Origin of the sequence: Fibrobacter succinogenes, from assembly GCF_902779965.1 — a bacterium.
GTDB classification, from domain to species: domain Bacteria; phylum Fibrobacterota; class Fibrobacteria; order Fibrobacterales; family Fibrobacteraceae; genus Fibrobacter; species Fibrobacter succinogenes_F.
Genome location: NZ_CACZDK010000026.1, coordinates 18,705 through 35,140 on the forward strand (window position 1 = coordinate 18,705; position 16,436 = coordinate 35,140).

A 16,436-nucleotide genomic window follows, 5' to 3' on the forward strand; every position below is an offset into this window, starting at 1 on the left:
GCGTTGTAAAAGGATTGAGCATTTGACAACACAGAAAAAAGCGGAACAAGACGTTCCATTTTACTAAATTTTGTGAAAATTTTTCGTTGCACAAAAAGGAAATTTCATGAATTTCAGCGATTTTAGTAAGGCGAGTCAACAGTTCAATCAGTTCAGCCCCGAAATGAAAGAGCAAATGATGAAAATGGCAAAAGCTCGCATTAAAGAAAAGTTACTCAAGTGGCTCGCCACGCCGACATTCGTCGTGATTGGAATCACACTCGGAGCCGTCATCGGTGCACTCACAGCATGCTTCGGCGACATCAGCGACAGACTCTCTGCAATTCGTGACGCAAACCCGTTATACTTTATCCCGGCACTCGCGCTTGGCGGAGCTGCAATCGCATTCGCGTACAAGAAATGGGGACGCTGGACGGAACGCGGCATGGACCAAGTCTTTGCCGTCGGCCTCAACAAAGAAACGGACTTTCCGCTGGTCGCCATCCCCATGGCAGCCGTGAGCACTTGGATTACGCAACTCTTTGGCGGAAGCGCAGGCCGCGAAGGCGCCGCCATGCAAATCGGCTCTGCACTTTCGTACAACATAAGTAAAAAGTTACCATTCGAAAACGCAGCGCACATCATGCTCGTCACAGGCATGGCCGCTGGCTTCGCCGGAATTTTCCAAGCCCCCATGGCTGCGACCGCATTCGCATTAGAAGTTCTGTTAGTTGGACATTTGGAACTTTCCGCATTGTTCCCCGCTGCAGCCGCAGCATTTACCGCCTGCAAAGTTTCGAGCAAGCTCGGATTCCACAAGTTCAGCGTTGACTTGAGTTCGCTTCTTGATGCGAGCGGATTTTCAGCAAACATTTTCACGAACGAAGGTGCGCTCGACGGCAAGTTCCTCGTGAAGCTCGCGCTGATGGGCGTGCTCTTCGGAATTGTCGGTGGCGGTTTTGCAAAGCTCCTCGGACTCTCGCAAAACTTTTTCGCAAAGAAGTTTCCGAACAACATAAAAAGAATCGCAATTATGGGCGTTGGGATAAGCGCTTTGCTGCTCGTATTTTTCCAGGGACGTTACGCCGGACTTGGAACAAACTTGTTGGACATGTGTTTTGGAATCACCGGAAATGCAGACTTGATTGGGGATGCCGCGAATGTTGTAGGAACAGCCGATGCTGTTGGAACTGCCGCCGGGAATGCTACGGGGAGTGCCGCCGGAACCGCCGACTTAATTGGGAACGTCACCGGGTATGATTGGGTTATAAAATTCGCGCTCACGATACTCACACTCTCCGCCGGATTCGTAGGCGGTGTCGTGACCCCGCTTTTCGCCATCGGCGCTACGTTTGGCGTATTCGTTGCGGGAATGTTCGGAATGCCCGTTGCACTCGCCGCAGCACTCGGCCTTGCCGCCGTTTTCGCGAGCGCAAGCAACACGCTTTGGGCGCCCATCCTCATCGCAGGCGAAATCTTCGGATTCGATTGCCTCCCCGCATTTTTCATCGTCTGCACGGTCGCCTACATCTGCAATGGCGGACAATCGATTTATAAGCAGAAGAAGATTAGGATAAAGATTTAAAAAGCGAAGTCTTTTCATTACAAAAAGTCGTCCGCACAGCGGGCGACTTTTTTGCTTATCAAATCCGATTAAGCATTCTTCACAACTGTGTACTTTTCTATGTACTTTTCTGTGAACTTTTCTGTGTACTAGCATTAAAATTGGCATTTTCACCAATTAAAGTTCTTTTATCGAGCGAAGAAGTTTTCGTGTTTTTGGCAGTTTCCTTTAGCATAGCAATGATGTTGTGATACGCTTCCGTGTATTCAATTTGCATAATCGTAGTGATTTTATTGCCAGCATCTTTACTCGATGCCCCGCAGTGAAATAATTTCTCGCTTTTTAATCCATAATCCAAGAAAATATAGCGGTCGTGAAATTTTCCGTTCGTTTCATACACATTTAACGAGATGTCGGGGCGTACCTTTAAGAAATCCTTCTGCATCCGATCCGTTAACGTTTCAAAGCCACATTCATCACTATAAATCGTTACAGCTACTCCCTTGGCAATTTCACGCAACAAGTCCAGAGTCTTCACGCCAATGTAATCATCGACAATCGTAATTGACTTTTTTGCCAAGCCATAAATCTGCATATAGGCGACATCCGCTTCCAGCTTACGCCCGTTCAAAATCAAGAAATGTTTGAAAGTGCTTGGATCAATGAAATTTTCCATAACTTTTTGAAGGTCCGACTTCATCACTGAAACATCTTCACGCGTCTCGGCAAGACCGTCACGAATCTCGGCAATATCCTTCGCATTCTGAACCGTATGGGAAGCAATTTGAGCTATACCATCAGACCCCAGCAAACTTTGATTTTCAGCAACAATGTAGTCCTTCATCTGCTTAAAAAGGCGGATAAGAGCCTTGCTTTGAGCCGTAGCACGCTCGCCCTTGAGAACCGTCATGAGCATATAAATGCCCTGCTCGGTAAATGCATAAGGTGCATACCTAACACCGCCCCAACTTGAGGTGCAATTTTTGCACCTCAAGATATCTTGCAACTCAAATTTACTCCCGTCACTTGAGGTCAATTTTTTTGACCTCAAGTTGTCTTTTGGCTCAAAATTGGCTAATTTCAAAGAATTTTGAGGTTCTAAAATCAAATTTTTTGACCTTGAAAGTTCTTCAATTTCGCTGTTTGATAACTGAAAGCGAAAATCCTCGTCAAATTTTTCAATATTATTCTTGACCTGTCGATTGAATGCTTTAGTGCTATACCCGTAAATCTCAGCCAAATCGGCATCAAGCATTACCTTGAGCCCACGAATCGTATAGATTCGAGACTTGAGCATATTCTCATCAATCAGGGAAAATTCAGACTTTGCCGAAACTTCAACTTCGCCAACACTTGTGGCAGCGGCAATAACTTTTTTCATTTTTCACTCCTTTGCGGAACAAGCAAAAAATCCGCAAATACAAATTCTACGTTTATAAAATACACAAACGTACACCATTCGTCAAGAGGTGGGATATTTTTTCTCATTCATTTTAAACTTGATCTATTATTTTGACTTTCTTTCAATTTAAAAGTTATGTTTCCATTTTTAGTTTTAGTCCACATTTCTTTTAAATTCGCATTTTACACAACCTATAAAAGGACCATTCTGTTTTTTTAAACGACCACCACATCTAGGACATGTCCATATTTCAGTATTTAGATCCATGCCGTAATCATCTTTAATTTCTTTGAAGAAACAAGACGCATTTTCATTTTTTGTTGGAGTAACAAAAATCACTTTTTTCTTTGCACGAGTCATTGCCACATAAAAAAGACGTCGTTCTTCCGCAAATGGATACCTCTCAGAATTTTCTGCAAACAACTTCATTATAGGAGCATCTTCAATTTTACTCGGAAAACCATACCTGCCGTTCTTAGTATTCAAAATGAAAACATAATCGGCCTGCAACCCCTTTGATGCATGAATCGTTAAAAAACTAATAGACAAATCCTCACGAGCAAGAATTTTATAAACTCCATCATTATTTTTCACTACAAAATCTTTCAAAAGTTTTTTCATAATTTTTTCATCATCTTTATAACGACCTAGAAAGAACACTTTACTATCACGAGGCAGTTCTAGCAATCTCCATTTCCACAATTCTTCACCCAATACATAACCATCATCTTTTAATGGCGTTCTCAATAGTTTATTAATCTGAGCAGGATTTTTCATTATAAAGCGACTACTAACTTCAATGAGGCGTTTTGGAAATCTATAAGTAGTTTCTATTTTTTTCTTTTCCGTCGGTCCCCAATACTTTTCAAATTCTAGAATGTAATTAACATCACTACCATCAAATCGATAAATGCTCTGCCAATCATCACCAACACAAAACAATCTAAAATCAGAAGAATCACGAAGTACTTTTAATAAGTTATATCTTGACTTCGACATATCCTGATATTCATCAACAATCACCATTTTGTACGGATTATTATATTTTCCATTTTTAATATAATTTATAGCTCCGTTAATCATATCGCTAAAATCTATTTGATTCGTCGTCAAGAGCATATCAACATACGCTCTATAAATCGGTTCAAACAGATGCAATAAATCGTTATTATAGATACGCTCTAATCTATTGCGATAAAGCCTGTTTTTTTCATAAAGTTTTTCAATTGACAATCCATTTGTTTTAGCCTTATTCAGCATTGATCTAAAAAGCAAAGAAATCCTTTCGAGCATCATATTACTTTCATATACACTTTTTAAGATTTCCCATATTTCTTTTGCAGAGCGCGGCTTAAACACAACCCCTTGATTAACAAGCTTTTGTTTCAAACTATCAAGAAGATTTCCTTCAAACTTTTCGAAAGCAAAGCATTCTACAAATTTGGTATTATATTCTCTATGAATTTTTCTCTTCCATGCAATCCCATCCAAATATGTTTGACATGCATTTTTCCCATTCTTTCCAGTAAAAAAATCCGCCACTCGTTTTTGCCGATTGATTCCCAAATATTCAATGTAAATATTGTATTGTGGTAAATAGAAATCAGGTTGATATTGTCGATAATTTTCGGTAGCAGTTGAAAATTTATAAGGCTTTTCATATTCATATGCAATTTGATTTTGCCATAGAAAATTAGCAATATCCATTTCGCCATAGCTCTTAACAGAAATTCCATCAATCGTTTTCGGCGGATTATCTTTTATGTATTGATCGTATTCCTCAAGGTTTTTAAAACAATCTATACTTTTTGATTTTTCTTTATCATATAGCAAAAAATCACATAATAGACTTAAATAGTCTATACTCCCCATTACCTTTTGAAGTTGTCCACTAATAAACCTATAAAGATTTTTGCCATCATATACAGCTCGTTTGCCTTCATATTTAGCAAGAACCTTATCATAACCCAAAGAATGAAAAGTACAAACATCTATCGGAACACCAATATTAGCATCAAGCTGTTTTCTCATATCCTCAACTGTTCTATTTGTAAAAGACAATACCAATATTTCGTTAGGCTTATACATTCCTTTCTTGAGCAAATACTTAACTTTTCCCACAATAGTTGTTGTTTTTCCCGTCCCTGCACCAGCAATGACTAGTTGATTACGAGCATCAGAAACAACGCACTGCAATTGTTGGTCATCTAAACAGAATCCATTGATGTTGCCAATTACTTTTTTAGCATCAGCTATACGAATAGCAACGACATTATCGTTATGAGATTTCTGCCGTTGAAACAACGATTTTAGCAACAAAAAGAACTGTTCCCAAGATTCCTTGTAAGACGAATAAAATGATATTTTTTCAAATATTTTTGGGGATCTTTTTTTCAGCAAATTAACAAAAGCTTGATTTTGCTTTTTCCACAAATCAATTTTTTCATCTGAAATATATTCATCAGAATTCGAAAAAATTGCATCCATACCATTTTGGCAGGTCTTTATTTTTTGAATCAAATCACAACATTCTTGTTCTAACACAACCATCTTAGTTCTTTGATGATCAACATAATCTTTTATAAAAGAAGAACACAATGTCGTTGAATTTAAATGGGATTTCATATTCAGGAATATAATTTAAAAAGAACATCTATAAACACCCTTTTCCATCAACATTTACAATAAATACAAGCCCGGGGCGTTGCGGGGCGCGGCGACTGAGCGCCCCGCTCGAAGGGGTGCGCGGATGAATCGGCTAGGTTCCGGCTCGGAGGCCGGAATGACGACGAATAAGAAGCGAGGGGACAACTGTATAAGGCGAGCGTTGCGACAGATTGCTCGCAAGCTGTCATAACCGAGCCGAACAGTTGAGACTTGAGCGTAGCGAAAGTCTAACGCTTTTCCCCTCCAATCAAAAAAAATTTCAAATTGATATTGACAAACAGCTTCTTTTTGATTTATTTTTAGTGCACAAATGTTCAAATTTCAAGACCCGCAATTTCATGCATGTTTGCGGGAAGGAGTAAATATGACTACTAGCCAAGATAGGCCGAAAAATGTTATATTGCCCGTAAGCAATATGATGTACCCATTCATGACACTTGACGATAACGCCGAAATAGTCCATTCCGAAATGGGAAAGGACGGTCGCGTCAAGGTATACATTGAGAAGCCCGACGCAAAGGATGGCTTCCACCGGGCAACATGCTACTTACCCTCCTATACATGGGAAGATATATTCGGATTTTCAGATGAGGAAATCGATCGCTATAAGAAAGTGATTGAGTCTACGGCTCATTTGATAATGGAATTTTCTCAGAAAGGCGGGTTTAGCAATGCCGCAAATCTTTAAGATCGGATCGTTTTGGGTTTATTTCTGGTCTAACGAGAATAATCCATTAGAACCAATTCACATCCATGTGTCGGAAGGCTTGCCATCTGCAAACGCAACTAAAATTTGGGTTACGAAGGCCGGGAAATGTCTCTTGGCTCATAATAATTCGCATATCAACCCACATGTTTTGCAGAACATTCTCCGAATTATCGAGGCACGTAATGAAGAGGTTGTAAAAAAATGGACGGAATTCTTTAACGAGATATCGTATTTCTGCTAAAGACATGTAAATCGCATAATATCCGCATTCACATAGAAAAGCGACGCATTCCTTCCTGCATTTTTCATCGCATTTCCCGCTACATTCCTAACCACTAACCACTAACCACCAACCACTTTTTCTACATTTGTGCCCACTATGGAAATGGAAACACGTTACAACCCGAAAATTGTAGAAGACCGTTGGCACGACCAATGGGAAAAGAATAATGATTTTGCCCCGAGCGGAAAGGGTGAACCTTTCTCCGTCGTCATTCCGCCCCCGAACGTAACCGGTGCATTGCACCTGGGTCACGCCCTGAACGACACGCTTCAGGATATCCTCGTCCGCTATCGCCGCAAGACTGGCCGCGACACGCTCTGGATTCCGGGCACGGACCACGCTGGTATCGCCACGCAGGCTGTCGTCGAAAAGAGACTTTTCCAGGACGAGCACAAGACCCGCCACGATATCGGCCGCGAAGCTCTCGTCGAACGCATCTGGAAGTGGAAGGACGAATACGAAGCCCGTATTACCAAGCAGTTGAAGAGCCTCGGTGTGAGCTGCGACTGGAGCCGCCAGCGCTTTACGCTCGACCCGGTTTGCGCAAAGGCTGTCCGCCACGCATTCTTCAACCTTTTCAAGAAGGGTCTTATCTACCGCGGTAAGCGTCTCGTGAACTGGGACACCAAGCTCCAGACCGCTGTTGCCGACGATGAAATTTATTACGAAACTGTGAAGGGGCACTTCTGGACGTTCAAGTATCCGTTGGCCGACGGTTCGGGCTTTATCCCGGTTTCGACGACGCGTCCGGAAACGATCATGGGCGATACGGCTCTCGCTGTGCACCCGAACGACGAACGCTACAAGCAGTTCATCGGCAAGATGCTCAAGGTTCCGTTCGTGAACCGCGAAATTCCGGTGATTGCAGATGCCATTCTCGTGGATATGGAATTCGGTACGGGTTCCGTGAAGGTGACTCCGGCTCATGACCCGAACGACTATGCAACGGGCCTCCGCCACAAGCTCCCGATGATCAACATCATGAACGACGACGGCAGCCTCAACGAGAACGCCGGTCCGTTCCAGGGCATGAAGGGTCAGGCCGCACGCGACGCTGTGGTGAAGGGTCTCGAAGATCTCGGCCTCCTCATCAAGGTCGAAGACCACGAAATGCAGGTGGGTCATTCCGACCGTTCCAAGACTGTGATTGAACCGTACTTGAGCGACCAGTGGTTCGTGAAGATGGACGTTCTCGCCGACAACGCCATGAAGGCTGTCACGAGCGGCGAAATCAAGATTATTCCGGAACGTTATGCGAACAAGTACCTCGACTGGCTCAAGGAAAAGCGCGACTGGTGCATCAGCCGTCAGCTCTGGTGGGGCCACCGCATTCCTATTTGGCACGCCGACGAAACGACGACCGAAGAGGACTTGAGCAAGGCATTCGCAGGCCGTAACGACATTTACTATTACAAGGCACAGAACGGCATCTGGCTCATCTGCTCCGAAGAAGAAAACCTCTCCGAAGACGCTGTTGCCTGTCACAAGATTGTACAGGAAGAAGACGTGCTTGACACGTGGTTCTCCAGTGGCCTTTGGCCGCACTCCACGATGGGCTGGCCGGAACAGACGGACACGCTCAAGAAGTACTATCCGACTTCTGTGCTCGTGACGAGCCGCGACATCATCACGCTCTGGGTCGCCCGCATGGTGCTCTTCAGCCAGGAGAACATGGGCACGGTTCCGTTCCACACGGTGTACATCCACCCGAAGATTTTGGACGGCAATGGCATGACCATGAGCAAGTCCAAGGGCAATGGCGTGGACCCGATGGATATCGAAAAGAAGTACGGCACGGACGCTCTCCGCTTCGTGATGGCAAGCCTCTGCACCGACAACCAGGACGTTCGTCTCCCGGTGAAGAAGGAAAAGCAGGAAGATGGCTCCGTCATCAACACGAGCGAAAAGTTCGAAATTGGTCGTAATTTCTCGAACAAGCTCTGGAACGCTTGCCGCTTCTTGTTCCCGCACTTGGAACAGGCAGGCGCACTTTCCAAGGAAATGCTCCCGATGGATTCTTCGATCTTCGCACTCGAAGACCGCTGGATTCTCTCTCGCTTGAACTCCACCATCCAGGACGCAACGAAGATGCTCGAAGAGTTCCACTTTGCTGAACTCGCCGGCTTCCTCTACCGCTTTGTGTGGGACGATGTCTGCTCAAGCTACTTGGAAATCAAGAAGGCCGTGATCAACAGCGAAACGCTCACCGCCGAAAAGAAGAACGCTATGGCAATCCTCAGCCACGTGCTCCGCGGCGTGATTGACCTGTTGCATCCGGTGATGCCGTTCATCACGGAAGAACTGAACGCAACGCTCTTCCCGGGTTCTGAACGCGTGATCAACAGCGCATGGCCGAAGGCTAACACAAGCCTCATCGACGCCAAGATCGAAGCCGCTTTCAACCAGGCATTCGCCGTCGTGGAAAGTGTGCGTGGCGTGCGCGGTCGCTACAACGTAAGCCCGGCTACCAAGCTCAAGGCTGTCGTGAGCGTCGACACCGCCGAAACCGAAGCTAGCGTGAAGGACTGCCAGGCAATCATCACCGAACTCGGTGGACTTGAATCGTTCTCTGTAGCTGTTAAGGCTGCAAAGCCGAAGTTCAGCGCAAGCTCCGTGGTGCCGGGTGGCGAACTCTACATCCCGCTCGAAGGTATCCTTGACCCGGCTGCAGAAATCGCACGCCTCGAAAAGGAAATCGAAAAGGCAAAGGCATTCGCCGCTTCTATCGAGAAAAAACTTTCTAACCAAAAGTTTGTCTCAGGAGCACCGGAGGCCGTTGTCAATGCTGAACGTGTAAAGTTGGCTACTCAGCAGGATATCATCGCCAAAAACGAAGCGGCATTGAAAGAACTAAAGTAGCTCTCCAATGACAAATGCGTAGGGCGAGAGTCGCGGGCAAATTTATTTGCACATGACCGAGCCCAGCATTTGGTACTTAAGCGAAGCGAAAGTACAGAAGTTCGTCAATGGCGCTCCGGAAGCTGTCGTGAACGCCGAACGCACCAAGCTCGCTACACAGAGAGAAATTATCGCCAAGGACGAAGCAGCCCTGAAGGATCTGCGATAATTTCTCAGCAAGACAAATGCGTAGGGCGAGAGTCGCGGGCAAATTTATTTGCACATGACCGAGGCCAGCATTTGGCACTTGAGCGAAGCGAAAGTGCCCATCATTGCCAAAAACGAAGCGGCATTGAAAGAACTGAAGTAGATAGCAGTTCACTTCGACTAGGCTCAGTGAACTTGAAGGTCCCTGAGCCTGCCGAAGGGCCGTAGAGTATTGCAATCCGTAAGCATTGCATTTCATCTTGTGAAACGCAAGCTCCGTCAGTGAACGGAGCTTTCTTTGTTTTCCTCAAAACGTTCATTTAGTATATTGCAATTGTTATGAGTTCTATCAAAAGAATACTATGCCTTTTATTCGTAATTACGTCAACAATACCCTTAACGGGCTGCGTAACGTTGCTCATGCTTGCAGATCAAAGGCAATCAATAACGATTGAAGCATCCGATGGCGAAAAATACGACTTTTACATAAACGAAGGCCTTGTATGTTCCTATACGGACAAATGCATATTCAAGCACAATGTGAACAGCAGATGCAACTTGATGAACATCTCCGCAAGGCGCGATTCTACAATCTACGGTTCAAAAGAATACGGTTATAAAGAAGTTCCATTCCTCATTTCGGTTCTTGATAAAAATGACGATGAAAAATACAACAGATGCCCAGAAGGATTCCTTGGAGCCGATGTTGTAGTTCCAATCAATGAGTATCTTAGCGCACGCAATAAAAGGATCCAAAGCCAGAAAAACGCCGCACGATGGGACATTTCGCCATTTGCATCAAGTTCCAGCAGCAAGACTGCTTCTAGCTCAAGCCGCCAAAAAGCAAAAAAGACTTCCGATGAAGACTACATTTCGGCATACAAGCGATATAAAACCAGCCAAACCAGCTATTAATCCGTAGTGTAAGTTTTTTAACATAAAAAAGTAATAATCGTATTCTATACGAACATAACGTGTATTATAAAGACATTTCATTAAACTTTTGTATTATATGATACGAAGTGTAGTATAATACAGAAGTGTGTTTTATATACAAAGTAATTACACAAAGTAACAAACTGTAACGCATTTGTCCAAGGTTATTTATATTCTTAGCATCAGACAATCAAACAGGAGGATACTCTGATGATAAGAACAAAAAAATTCTCTAAAGCTTCGATTTTGGGCGTAGCCGCTGTGTCAACACTCTTCACAGCATGTGACCTCATCAACGACTTCATCCCCGCAGATCCCAATCCAGGAGATCCGAAACCACAGATAAGTTCATCAAGCAATGTTGTACCAACACCGGTATCATCATCCAGCGCCATTTTGCCGGACTCTTCTAACAGCGAGCACTCTGCATTCCAGACTTGGCGCGGAACAGACGGCGATCAGCGTATCATCACAGGTGCAGACAACGGAACCGAAACTTCCGGCTACTGGTTTAGCTATGCCGATAAAGCTGACGGTGGCGAATCCAAAATCATTTGGCCTGTGGAAATAGGAGATGTATACAGCGATGAATCTCTACAGCCAGTCGTTGAACACTGCAATGGTATTTGCGGTACAGCCACCTTAAGAAAGGGTAACTTACCATACCCACCTTTTGTAGGCGTTGGATTCACAATTGCCGGAGAAACAGAATTCGGTGAACCCGCTGCCGCTGATGTTTCAAGCATGGGTGGCGTATGCGTATCTTACGCATCCGAAGTTCCTGTAGTTCTCGAAATGAGCTTTACCGATGACATTGACGCTAGACTCGGTTACGCCAATCCCATGGTCACTCTTCCCAAAGCCACCTCGGGCATAACAAAGTTCATTCCATGGTCTAACTTCAAGCAACCTTCTTGGTACACTGGAGCATTTACAATGTCTGGCGACCAAGGAGCAACGCAGCTCGCTCTTTTACGTTTCCGCTTCCAAGCTAATCAGGGTGACTACCGTTTCAACATTACAGAAGTCGGGAGCTTAGATGGTTGCACGGGCGTTCCAGCATCGCTTGACTTTACTTCCCAAGAAATTCCGCCGATTGATCCGCCAAAGCCACCAGTTCCGCAACCGAACAACTTTGAAACTTGGTTCGGCACGTCTGGTTCCGCACAAATCATTACCGGATACGACAACGGCACCGAAACCTCCGGCTACTGGTTCACCTATAGTGACAATGTTGATGGTGGCATGTCTACAATCATTTGGCCTGTGGAAATAGGCAATGAATACGATCCAGAAGCTAAGGATCCCGTTATTGAACACTGCGGCGGTCTTTGCGGAAAAGCAGTCCTCGATCAGGGTTCACTGGTATATCAGCCGTATGTAGCTGTAGGCTTCAATTTGGCAGGAGAATCGTATGACGGGGGTAAAGCTGATATAGTTGATGCCTCTGCCATGGGCGGCGTCTGCATCACATACACATCCAGTACACAACCGGTTCTCGAAATGGGCCTTGGCGAAGAAATGGACGCAGCAATCGGCTATGCCAATCCTGCCATAATACTTCCCAAGAGCATCTCAGGCACAACAAAGTTCATTCCGTGGTCTAGCTTCAAGCAGCCGTCTTGGTACAGTGGCAAAAAAACGCTTACCGGTGAAGAAGCAGCAAAGAATCTCGCAAATCTCAAATTCAAAATACAGGCACAATCAGGCGAATACGACTTCAACATTCAAGCAATCGGTCCGTACAACAGCGGAACCTGCGCACCTCAAGTTATCGCTCAGTCAAAATAAAAAAATCATAGCAATCTCCTTATGTAGAAAGTCCCGCACAGAGTGCGGGACTTTTCTGTTTAACAAAAATCCGGCCTCACATGAGGTCGGATTTTTCAATTCTCTACCGTCATTCTGAAAGGCGAAGCCTTGAAGAATCCAGTTAAAGTTCTAATGTAATTATGTTACTGGATGGGGCAAGCCCCATGACGAGATGACGGATTATTCCTTATCCTTTTCCTTGTCGTGGCATTCACTGCAATGGCACGGGCAATGATAGCAGTCACCCGTTTCGGCGTAGTCCTTGCCAGTCCAGCAGTAAGTGCAAAGGTCTTCTTCCGGGAGGCCGATAGCCTGGATCAAGTCGTCAATGCGCTGGAACGCAAGCGACGTGAGGTTCAGCTTATTGCGGATGTATTCGACCATGTCCTTGTACGGCTGGCCATTCGGATCGGTGTACTTGTCGAGATCGGCGTTTTCACCTTCCTGGTCGCGAATGTAACGGCGCGTGATGAGGTCGTATTCATTCTTGGAGCGAGAGAAGTTGATGAACTTGCACGGATAAACGAGCGGCGGGCAAGCAATACGCATGTGCGTTTCCTTGCAGCCCATCGAATAAAGTTTCTGGGCTTGCTTACCGAGCTGTGTTCCGCGAACGATGGAGTCATCGCAGAAAACGAGGCGACGGTCCTTGATGAGTTCCGGAATCGGGATGAGCTTCATCGAGGCGACATGTTCGCGCTGGCGCTGGTCCTGCGGCATAAAGGAACGTGCCCAAGTCGGAGTGTACTTCACGAACGGGCGAGCAAACTTGATGCCAGCTTCATGAGCATAACCCAAAGCGTGAGACGTGCCGGAATCCGGAATACCGCAAGCGGCATCGGCTTCGGTCGGGGTGCGCTTGGCAAGAGCAGAACCGCAACGGTAGCGAGTCATTTCAACATTGCGTCCTTCGTAACTGGAGGCCGGGTAACCGTAATACACCCAAAGGAACGAACAAATTGCCTTTTTCTTGCGCGGTTCAACAAGCGTTGTATCGCCATCCGGCGTGAGTTCAACCACTTCACCTGGACCAAGATCGCGAACGTATTCGTAACCAAGGTTCGGAAGAGCGCAGCTTTCTTGCAAGGCAATCATAGCGCCATTCTTCTTGCCGAGGATAATTGCCGTACGGCCCCACTTGTCGCGGCAAGCGTAGAAGCGGCCCTGGCTATCCATGATGAGCACGGAGCAGCTGCCCTTGACTTTGTCCTGAACGTACTTGAGACCATCGATGATGGAATCCTGAGTAGCAATAAGGGCCGACACCACTTCGGTCGGTCCTACCATTCCACTCGTCGTCGAGAACTGGAGCTGCATGCAATTGTTGCGGAAGAGTTCTTCCTTGATTTCTTCAATGTTCGTAATGAGACCAACAGTCACAATCGCGAACGTTCCCAGCTTGGAGGTCATGACGAGCGGCTGCGGATCCGTGTCGGAGATGACGCCTAAGCCAACCTTGCCGGAAAAATGTGAAAGATCGTGCTCGAACTTGCTGCGGAACGGAGTGTTCTGGATGTTGTGAATCGAGCGATGGAAAACTCCATCTGATTTCAAAACAGCCATACCGCCGCGATGGGTTCCGAGGTGAGAATGGTAGTCGGTTCCGTAAAAGAGATCACAAACGCAATCTTCTTTGGAAATAACACCACAAAAGCCGCCCATATAAGACTCCTAGATGAAAAGGATTTTTCCAGCGAAAAAATAGAAATCTTGCGCCATATGCAAAGACATCAACGCAAAAAAAATATTTCTGTAAGCTAGAAAGATGGCGGATCTAGTCCGCCATGACGTGATAGGAAAGCAACGTTTTAAAACTGTATCACTGGAGTGAACCCACACATTGTGCAACCTGTCACCCTGGAGGGGCGTGGCCCTGATAGGGTCCATCATTTTTCATGTAACAAAAATATAAATTATAGATTTCCGCTTTGGGGGCCGTATTCTATTGAACCGTCATGGCGGATGATGAGGTAGTCACAGAATTGAGGGAACCTATACGGAACATCCGTTTTTGAAAACGGATTTTGGCATTTTTCGTTAGAATTTATTGAATAATAGCAATCAAATGGAATGCCAACTTTTTTCGGTTCTTTACATCGTTCTATATGTGAATAGCCTCCATTGAGAACGGATGCTAAAAAATGTTCATCACTCACAAAAAAAAGCTTTGAAACAAGAATATCACCGTTATCACTCAGCATAAATTCATACTGAAAAGAAAAACGATAACCCCACCTATGACCACATTGAATCAGACGACCACGATATTCGCTTTCAAACCCCATTTGCAATGTCCCCACATATTTTCCTGACAAACCAATATTTTTCCATACATAATCTATAGAAGAGCCCCAAGCTCCATCATTTATATGTTTATCATAACTGATTTTAGCGACATACGATTTTTCAGATTCTCCCTTGTACCTTAGGCTCTCTTGCTGTAGCCATTTTGCAAATGAAGGATTTTTATAAATAGTTTTTTTAATTTTTTCGTACAATTTAACTTCATCTATCGGCGATTCATTAAACGACTTCGTATTAGCCGCAATTCCTACATTAGTGTGAATTAAACTTTCTATATTAGTGGAAATTAAACATCCTATTTTTTTTCCTGAAAACGCCAATCAAATCTAAAACTCAAATTTTCAAAAAACTTATCCACTTTAGGTGTTGCGTAAACCGAATAATCTTCAGCAATTACACAGCAAGGATTATCACCACCCAGCTCATAGACTGGTCGAGTTATCACATTTGTAACATTAAAAGATTTTTCAAATACAACAAATCTCGAATCTTGGCGAGCTTTGTTCAACGCATAGGAATCCCCGGCATACAACGTGGACCAAGGCTTAGTTTTAGCTAAGGGTTTGAGAATACCAACAGAAGAAGATTGTTCTTTAGCACAAACCGAGGCAGCACATACAAACAAAATAATAAATAAAATTTTTCCAAGTTTCATTCCAATTCCAGCAACATGAATTTATCCTATTCTAAAATAGAAATCTGAATTATGGCAATGTTGTAAAAGCGTGAAAAATAAATTTCACAGGCAAAGGGACTCGATTAATTTTTGCATATTCCCTGATTTCGGGCCGTATTCGATTGTGCCGTCATTGCGAATGATAAGGTAGTCACAGTATTCAGTCTTATAGTATTTTGAACGCCATTCCGTGCAACGTTTTTCTGAGACTAGAGAATGATTGCACAGAAAGTCTTCAACGTATGATAAAATTCCTTTAGAAGATTTTTGAACCTTGCATTGTTTCAATCTAATATATTTTCTTTTTTAGAATTCCATAACGATATCCTTATTTCAGGAACGAAAACATCCCCATTATCACCTAACAAGAATTCAGGTGATCCACAATGTTCAACTTTAGACCTATGTCCAACATTAGACTTACGATTCGGAGCCTTGCAAAAAGCTAACGTACCAATATATTCACTAGACATTACTACTTTATTCCAAATATTTTCGATAGGTTCATGCCAAGATTTGCCCATAATACGCACATCTTCTTGTTTTTCTATCACTGCAATATTTTCATAAACTAATAATTGATTAGACTCTTTTTCCTCTGCACGACGTTCCTTAGCATTTTTTTCCAACCATTTTTCGAAAGATGGATTCTTATGGATTGCATCCGTCATTGTCTTAAAAGATTCTACAGCATCTATTGGAGATTTCAGAAACGAACTATGTCCAAAAGTCATTTCGAATTTAAAAATTATACTTTCAAGCGGTATTTTAGCTTTGGGCGTTACATAAAAGGTAAAATACTTTCCGCCTTCTTCACAATGACTATCTAACCGTCTATCTGTTCTTACTTTTTCAATATCAAAAAAATTTTCAAAATCCTTAAATTTAGGATCGAGTCGCGCACAATCCATATCACCACGGACGCCTGGACAAATATTTAAATTTATTATGACTTTATTAGAACAAGGACCTGGCTTGTATTTAAAAGCATAAGCATTCCAAACAAGTAATAAGCAAACAACAAAACTAATTTTATTTATCATCAAAACCACCCTCATA

At 44.0% G+C, this 16,436-nt stretch carries 13 protein-coding genes; 7 read left to right on the forward strand and 6 right to left on the reverse strand.

Annotated elements, in window-relative coordinates; genetic code table 11:
• Positions 1-106: 106 nt before the first annotated feature.
• Positions 107-1,564, forward strand: a complete 1,458-nt coding sequence (locus HUF13_RS11985; protein WP_173475354.1) for a chloride channel protein — start codon at positions 107-109, stop codon at positions 1,562-1,564.
• Between the two features lie 97 nt (positions 1,565-1,661).
• On the opposite strand, the gene HUF13_RS11990 is transcribed toward HUF13_RS11985, so the two are convergent.
• Both HUF13_RS11990 and HUF13_RS11995 read right to left on the reverse strand, forming a co-directional pair.
• Complete coding sequence (locus tag HUF13_RS11990; protein ID WP_369697082.1) at positions 1,662-2,840, reverse strand: ORF6N domain-containing protein; 1,179 nt, start codon at positions 2,838-2,840, stop codon at positions 1,662-1,664.
• A gap of 258 nt (positions 2,841-3,098) precedes the next feature.
• A complete protein-coding gene (locus tag HUF13_RS11995; protein WP_173475356.1) occupies positions 3,099-5,495 on the reverse strand; it encodes a UvrD-helicase domain-containing protein in 2,397 nt (798 codons plus the stop codon).
• 532 nt (positions 5,496-6,027) lie between these two features.
• Between HUF13_RS11995 and HUF13_RS12000 the strand changes: the two genes are divergently transcribed.
• The 6 genes from HUF13_RS12000 to HUF13_RS12025 all read left to right on the forward strand — a co-directional run bounded on the left by HUF13_RS12000 (position 6,028) and on the right by HUF13_RS12025 (position 12,376).
• Positions 6,028-6,300, forward strand: coding sequence for a hypothetical protein (locus tag HUF13_RS12000; protein WP_073114413.1), 273 nt, complete (start codon positions 6,028-6,030; stop codon positions 6,298-6,300).
• Complete coding sequence (locus HUF13_RS12005; protein WP_173475357.1) at positions 6,284-6,562, forward strand: DUF4160 domain-containing protein; 279 nt, start codon at positions 6,284-6,286, stop codon at positions 6,560-6,562. The genes HUF13_RS12000 and HUF13_RS12005 overlap by 17 nt, the downstream gene beginning before the upstream one ends.
• Before the next feature lie 138 nt (positions 6,563-6,700).
• Entirely contained in the window at positions 6,701-9,463 is a 2,763-nt protein-coding gene (locus HUF13_RS12010; RefSeq protein WP_173475358.1) for a valine--tRNA ligase, read from the forward strand.
• A 52-nt stretch (positions 9,464-9,515) separates the two neighbouring features.
• Positions 9,516-9,671 (forward strand): hypothetical protein, encoded by a 156-nt coding sequence (locus tag HUF13_RS12015; protein ID WP_173475359.1) that lies wholly within the window; start codon positions 9,516-9,518, stop codon positions 9,669-9,671.
• Positions 9,672-10,069: 398 nt separating this feature from the next.
• Positions 10,070-10,564 (forward strand): hypothetical protein, encoded by a 495-nt coding sequence (locus HUF13_RS12020; protein ID WP_173475360.1) that lies wholly within the window; start codon positions 10,070-10,072, stop codon positions 10,562-10,564.
• Positions 10,565-10,795: 231 nt separating this feature from the next.
• A complete protein-coding gene (locus HUF13_RS12025) occupies positions 10,796-12,376 on the forward strand; it encodes a hypothetical protein (protein WP_173475361.1) in 1,581 nt (526 codons plus the stop codon).
• 201 nt (positions 12,377-12,577) lie between these two features.
• On the opposite strand, the gene HUF13_RS12030 is transcribed toward HUF13_RS12025, so the two are convergent.
• From HUF13_RS12030 to HUF13_RS12045, 4 genes are all read right to left on the reverse strand, one after another.
• A complete protein-coding gene (locus HUF13_RS12030; RefSeq protein WP_173475362.1) occupies positions 12,578-14,059 on the reverse strand; it encodes an amidophosphoribosyltransferase in 1,482 nt (493 codons plus the stop codon).
• Between the two features lie 251 nt (positions 14,060-14,310).
• Entirely contained in the window at positions 14,311-15,021 is a 711-nt protein-coding gene (locus HUF13_RS12035; RefSeq protein WP_173475363.1) for a hypothetical protein, read from the reverse strand.
• The gene (locus HUF13_RS12040; RefSeq protein ID WP_173475364.1) at positions 14,997-15,356 is read right to left on the reverse strand and encodes a hypothetical protein; all 360 of its coding nucleotides are present in this window, start codon (positions 15,354-15,356) and stop codon (positions 14,997-14,999) included. Before HUF13_RS12040 ends, HUF13_RS12035 begins: the two co-directional genes overlap by 25 nt.
• 305 nt (positions 15,357-15,661) lie before the next feature.
• Positions 15,662-16,420, reverse strand: a complete 759-nt coding sequence (locus tag HUF13_RS12045) for a hypothetical protein (RefSeq protein ID WP_173475365.1) — start codon at positions 16,418-16,420, stop codon at positions 15,662-15,664.
• Positions 16,421-16,436 lie beyond the last annotated feature (16 nt).